5 protein-coding genes are annotated in these 6144 nt (G+C 72.4%); 1 reads left to right on the top strand and 4 read right to left on the bottom strand.

Features of this window, described 5'->3' with window-relative positions:
* Positions 1-9: 9 nt before the first annotated feature.
* The 4 genes from ACFU6K_RS02330 to ACFU6K_RS02315 all read right to left on the bottom strand — a co-directional run bounded on the left by ACFU6K_RS02330 (position 10) and on the right by ACFU6K_RS02315 (position 4532).
* On the bottom strand, positions 10-816 hold the full coding sequence (locus tag ACFU6K_RS02330; protein ID WP_380660402.1) for an enoyl-CoA hydratase/isomerase family protein: 807 nt from the start codon (positions 814-816) through the stop codon (positions 10-12).
* A gap of 300 nt (positions 817-1116) precedes the next feature.
* Entirely contained in the window at positions 1117-1350 is a 234-nt protein-coding gene (locus tag ACFU6K_RS02325) for a helix-turn-helix domain-containing protein (protein WP_049658450.1), read from the bottom strand.
* A 327-nt stretch (positions 1351-1677) separates the two neighbouring features.
* Positions 1678-3276: an ABC-F family ATP-binding cassette domain-containing protein gene (locus tag ACFU6K_RS02320; RefSeq protein WP_380660401.1), complete on the bottom strand. Its 1599-nt coding sequence runs from the start codon at positions 3274-3276 to the stop codon at positions 1678-1680.
* 245 nt (positions 3277-3521) lie between these two features.
* Positions 3522-4532, bottom strand: coding sequence for a hypothetical protein (locus tag ACFU6K_RS02315; RefSeq protein ID WP_380660399.1), 1011 nt, complete (start codon positions 4530-4532; stop codon positions 3522-3524).
* Positions 4533-4901: 369 nt separating this feature from the next.
* Between ACFU6K_RS02315 and ACFU6K_RS02310 the strand changes: the two genes are divergently transcribed.
* Positions 4902-6143: a glycoside hydrolase family 26 protein gene (locus ACFU6K_RS02310; RefSeq protein ID WP_380660398.1), complete on the top strand. Its 1242-nt coding sequence runs from the start codon at positions 4902-4904 to the stop codon at positions 6141-6143.
* Position 6144: the final 1 nt, after the last annotated feature.

The raw sequence follows: 6144 nt of genomic DNA, 5'->3' as shown, positions 1-6144 counted from the left end.
ACCGTGCGGTCAGTCGCCGATCCCGGCGAGCTCCCGCAGCCGACGGGCCTGCGCCGCCCGTTCGGCCGAACGCTGCTCGTCGAAGGAGCGCCCGGCGGCGCCCTGCAGCAGCGCCTTGGTCTCGATCACCGCGCCGCGCGGAGCGGCCAGCAGGGCCGCCGCGAGGTCCCGGGCGGCGGCGTCCAGCTCCTCGCCCGGCACCGCCAGGTTGGCCAGCCCGGTCGCGGTGGCCTCCTCGGCCCCCACCCAGCGGCCGGTCGCACAGATCTCCAGCGCCCGCGCGTAGCCGACGAGTTCGGTGAGCGGCTTGGTGCCGGCCAGGTCCGGGACGAGGCCCAGCGAGGTCTCCTTCATCGCGAACTGGACGTCCTCGGCGACCACCCGCAGGTCGCAGCCGAGGGCCAGCTGGAAGCCCGCGCCGACGGCGTGGCCCTGGACCACCGCGATGGAGATCAGGTCCGGCCGGCGCCACCAGGTGAAGGCCTCCTGGTACGAGGCGATGGCGGCGTCCAGCTCCTGGTCGGTGGAGGCGGCGAGCTGGAGGAAGGTGGGCTCGCCCGGGATGCCCTCGGGGGTGAACATGGCCCGGTCCAGCCCGGCGGAGAAGGAGACCCCCTCCGCGCGCAGCAGCACCACCCGGACGCTGCCGGGCAGCTCGCGCCCGGCGTCGGCGAGGGCGCGCCAGAGCGCGGGCGACTGGGCGTTGCGCCGCTTGGGTCGGCACAGGGTGACGACGGCGAGTTCACCGTCGATCTCCAGGCGGACGCCGTCCCGCTCCCAGCTCGGGGCCTGCGGGTCGGTGGCGGGAGCGGTCATGCGGGGACCTCCGGTGGCGAGGGACTTGGCTACCGGAGAGTAACAAACCTCGACGCGCAAGGGCAGGGGCCCCGATCGGGAAGGATCGACGGGGCCCGGGGCACTCGACGGGGGATCGGAAGAGACGATCCCGGGAGAAATGAACGGACTTCGGAAAACGGGGGACGGACGACACCCCGGACATGACGATCGGCGGCCGGTCCACACGACCCGAGGGCGGACGCCCGGCTGAATGGTCAACCGTCGTCTCCTCGGTCGGCGTCCTGCCGCCGCGTCATCCAGCCAATGGCTGACGAACCGTCAGGAACTGGCCCCGGCAGTCGCTTTGTTCTTGCCCCGCGTGGCACCGCCGCGGCCCCGGAGAATGACTCCGGATTCGCTCAGCATCCGGTGCACGAAGCCGTACGAACGACCGGTCTCCTCCGCGAGAGCGCGAATGCTCGCCCCGGAGTCGTACTTCTTCTTGAGATCGGCCGCGAGCTTCTCACGCGCGGCACCGGTCACCCGGCTGCCCTTTTTCAGAGTCTCGGCCACCCGTGCCTCCTCGTAGCGTTGCTCGGTCAGAATCCCATGATCACCCATCCACCGCGTCCTGGCCACCCATTCGACAAGGTCGATGTCGGAATTGCGTGGTCCACCGGTGGTGATCCGAGCGCATCGGGGCGCTCACACAGAGTGCACGCCCCCGGGCTGATGCCGCCGTTTGCCGAAAAAGAGCTGATCAGCAGCGTCGGCCCGACCACGATCGAGTGGCGGGCCGACGGAAAGTCCTTAAACGGAATCCGGGTCTACTTCATTCCCGAACACGCCGAAAGGACTAGATATTCTCATCCGAAAAGCGGATCTCGCGTCTACTTCCGGTCAGGCCAGCGAGACCAGATCGGCGTAGCCCGGGTTCCACAGGTCCTCCACGCCGTCCGGCAGCAGGATGATCCGCTCCGGGTCGAGCGCCTCGACCGCGCCCTCGTCGTGGGTGACCAGCACGACCGCGCCGGAGAACTCGCGCAGCGCGCCCAGGATCTCCTCGCGGCTGGCCGGGTCGAGGTTGTTGGTGGGCTCGTCGAGCAGCAGCACGTTGGCGGAGGAGACCACCAGGGTGGCCAGCGCCAGGCGGGTCTTCTCACCGCCGGAGAGCACCCCGGCCGGCTTGTCGACGTCGTCGCCGGAGAACAGGAAGGACCCGAGGATCTTGCGGATCTGCACCAGGTCGGTGTCCGGCGCGGCCGAGCGCATGTTCTCCAGGACGCTGCGGTCCGGGTCGAGCGTCTCGTGCTCCTGGGCGTAGTAGCCGATCTTCAGGCCGTGGCCCGGGATCACCTCGCCGGTGTCCGGCGCCTCCACCCCGGCCAGCATCCGCAGCAGGGTGGTCTTGCCGGCGCCGTTGAAGCCCAGCACGACGACCCGGGAGCCCCGGTCGATCGCCAGGTCGACGTCGGTGAAGATCTCCAGCGAGCCGTAGGACTTGGACAGGCCGCTGGCGGTCAGCGGGGTCTTGCCGCAGGGGGCCGGGTCGGGGAAGCGCAGCTTGGCGACCTTGTCGTTCACCCGGACCTGCTCCAGACCGGAGAGCAGCTTGTCGGCGCGGCGGGCCATGTTCTGCGCGGCCACCGTCTTGGTCGCCTTGGCGCGCATCTTGTCGGCCTGCGCGTTCAGGGTCGCGGCCTTCTTCTCGGCGTTGGCCCGCTCGCGCTTGCGGCGCTTCTCGTCGTCCTCGCGCTGCTGCTGGTACTGCTTCCAGCCCATGTTGTAGACGTCGATGGCGGAGCGGTTGGCGTCCAGGTAGAAGACCTTGTTGACGACCGTCTCGACCAGGTCGACGTCGTGCGAGATGACGATGAAGCCGCCCTTGTAGGTCTTCAGGAAGTCCCGCAGCCAGACGATCGAGTCCGCGTCCAGGTGGTTGGTGGGCTCGTCGAGCAGTAGCACGTCGGAGTCCGAGAAGAGGATCCGGGCCAGCTCGACACGACGGCGCTGACCACCGGAGAGGGTGTGCAGCGGCTGGGCGAGGATGCGGTCCGGCAGGCCCAGCGCGGCGGCGATGGTGGCGGCCTCGGCCTCGGCGGCGTACCCGCCCTTGGTGAGGAACTCGGTCTCCAGCCGGGCGTACTTCTTCATCGCGTTGTCCCGGGTGGCGCCCTTGCCGTTGGCCATCCGGTCCTCGTTCTCGCGCATCTTCTTCAGCACGGTGTCGAGGCCGCGGGCGGACAGGATGCGGTCCTTGGCGAGGACGTCCAGGTCGCCGGTGCGCGGGTCCTGCGGGAGGTAGCCGACCTCGCCCGAACGGGTGACGGTACCGGCGGCCGGCAGGCCCTCGCCGGCCAGCACCTTGGTGAGCGTCGTCTTGCCGGCGCCGTTGCGGCCGACCAGGCCGATCCGGTCACCGGCGGCGACCTTGAAGCTCGCGGACTCGATCAGGATCCGGGCACCGGCACGCAGTTCGAGGGCGTTGGCGGAAATCATGGCTGGGGACTACTCCTGGGACGTGGGCGGGCGGCCGGGTGCGACGGACCCGGGGCCGGGTTGGCATGAGGGGGGCTTCATCGGCGGTCGGCGCGGCCCTCGCGGCGCCGCCGCCCGCTATTGCCCGGAGAAGATAGCCATGACGGCAAGTCTACCGGGCCCCGTACCACCCTCGGGGAAGTACCGCCCAGGGGTATCCACCGGCCTACCGGCCCACCGGCCGGGGGCCGTCCCGGCGACCGGGGCTACCGGGGCTGCTCGGCCGGCTGGTCCCCCGCGGGGGCTCCGGCGGCCGCCGAGGCGTCCGGGGCCGGGTTCGCGGCCGGGTCCTGGCCGGCGGCCGGGTCCGCCGCGCAGCCGCCCTGCGGACGGACCGCCGCGAACGGCGCGCCCACGCTGCCGCAGGCCGTCTCCGGCGCGGCCGCCCTGGTGTCGAACACCCTGGGCGGGACGACCGGGCCGTCGGTGATCTCCACCCGGCTGCGGTCCAGCACCTTGACCGTGGCCGTCGGGCCGGTGCTCATCGCCCAGCCGTTGCTGTCCAGCCGGTAGCCAGTGATGCCGCCGGAGACGGCCTGCCCGCCGCTGTTGGTGCAGGTGCGCGGGATCAGCACGGCGTAGTCGGTGTGGACGGCGCGCAGCGGGTCGTAGACGCAGCCGCCGGAGGGCTTGTCGTTGTAGCGCAGGTCGCCGTCGGCGTCGCGCAGGCCCATGGTGAGGTTCGGGGTGACCAGGGCCAGCCAGGGCGAGCCGTCCCGCTGGACGGTGTGCAGCGCGGCCGCGGCCCGCTGCTTGGCGAGCGCCTTGCGCTGGACGTCGGTCCGCTTGTCGGCGCCGGGCTCGCCGTCGCCGTGCAGCCAGTCGGCCAGGCCGGGCACCACGCGGTGCCAGCGCACCTCGTGGTCGCCGGGGCGCACCGAGGTGACCATGCCGTCGTCCCAGACCACGATCGCGTTGTCGCCGGCCATCGCCAGGTAGAGCGCCTCGACGCCCTCACGGCGGTAGGACCAGGCCTGCTCGCCGGTCTGCCTGTGGAAGGCCTCCAGGCCCGGGCCCACCCGCAGGTCGAGGTCGGCCGAGCCGAGCGACTCGGAGTTCACCGGCGTCGCCCCCGCGTCGCCCGGTCCCGCGACCCGGTCGCCGAACGGCACCGGCTTGTTCGCGTGCGCCGCCGCCCCTGCCGCAAGGACCAGCACCACCGCCGAGGCAGGCAGGATCGAGCGGGGGGTCAGTACACGCAGAGGCTTCCAGGACACGGCCGGAGCGTACCTTTCACCGGGCACGCGAGTCAGCCCGGTTCCACCGCCGCCGGGCCCCGCCGGGCGTCCGCCGGGCCCCGTGCGCCCGCCCCGCGCGCCCGCCCGCCCACCTGCGCCGTCGGGGCCGTGACCGCTCCGCCGGGTCCGCCGGAGCGGGCCGGACGGGCCCGGCCGGACCGTTACAGATCTGATACCTGACCGCCGGTCGCCGGCCGTTGCGGCAGACGGCGTTCGAATGGCGCCCACTTTAGGGTGACATTCGGCTTTTTCGTCCCCCTTCGGGCCTACTGTCGGCGAGCGGGGCGTCACGGTCCGTCCACGCCGAGACCGTGCGCCCCGCCCACGCGACGTCCGGAGGAGAGCACCATGCGAATCGGCCGCCTGACGCTGGCCGCCGCCACCCTGCTGCTGATGGCCACGGCCAGCGTCCCGGCGGGGACGCCGTTCAGCCAGACCGAACGGCACACCCTCTCCTCGGACGCCATCGAGCCGCGCGGCGCGGCCCCCCGCCCTCCGGTCCAGCGACCGAACCACGAGCCGCCGTTCGGCGCCTTCGTCGGCTCCTGGGACAACCACATCCCGCAGATCCGCCAGTACGCGCAGTGGCTCGGCGACGCGAACATGCAGGTCGGCCACACCTATCTGGCGGGCAACGACTGGAGCGACATCGAGGGCGAGGCGATGGTGCTCGGCCTCTGGTCGCAGTGGCGGCAGGCCGACCCGTCCCGGCTGCTGGTGCTCGGCGTGCCGATGCTGGTGCCCAGCGAGGCGAACGTGCCGGACGGCGAGGTCGCCAGGCTGCTCGCCCAGGGGGAGCGCGGGGACTTCGACGCGCACTTCCTCAAGCTCGCGCGCCGGCTGGTCGCGCTGGGCGGCGCGGACACCGTGCTCACGCTCGGCTGGGAGATGAACGGCACCACCTACACCCACCGCTGCAAGCCCGACCCGTCCGCGTGGAAGGCGTACTGGCGGCGGATCGTCGGGGTGATGCGCTCGGTGCCCGGCCAGCGCTTCCGCTTCGACTTCGCCCCCAGCCGGGGCCTGGACGCCGTCCCGTGGACCAAGTGCTACCCCGGCGACGACGTGGTCGACATCATCGGCATGGACAGCTACGACCAGCCCGCCGGCGGCACCTTCGACGACTACGTGCGCGAGCCGTACGGGCTCCAGGACCAGGTGGAGTTCGCCGCCAAGCGCGGCAAGCCGGTCTCGTACCCGGAGTGGGGGCTGTTCCGCAACGGCGACAACCCCGAGTACGTGCGCCGGATGGTCGACTGGATCCGCACCCACGACACCGCCTACCAGACCGTCACCGACTACTGTCCGCACGGCTTCTTCGAGTGCGAACGCAATCCCCGCTCGGCGTCGGCGTTCAAGCAGCTGATGTCCGGTTCGAAGGGGGCCCCGGCGCCGGACGGGGTGCCGGCGCCGGACGCGCCCACGGTGCCGGGCCCGGCCGACCCGCCGGACGCGCCCGCCGTACCCGCCGCCCCCGCCGTGCCCGGGGGTGGCGCCGCCCCGAGCCGGGCGGCGAGCCCCTCGACCCGTCCGACCGCTCCCAAGCCGACGCGCAAGCCGACGGGCGGCGCGCGGCACGCCCGGCACTGAG

Source organism: Kitasatospora sp. NPDC057512 (genome assembly GCF_042802135.1).
Classification (GTDB): domain Bacteria; phylum Actinomycetota; class Actinomycetes; order Streptomycetales; family Streptomycetaceae; genus Kitasatospora.
The sequence above is the reverse complement of the archived record's forward strand: the minus strand, read 5'-3'. Positions and strand labels throughout refer to the sequence as shown.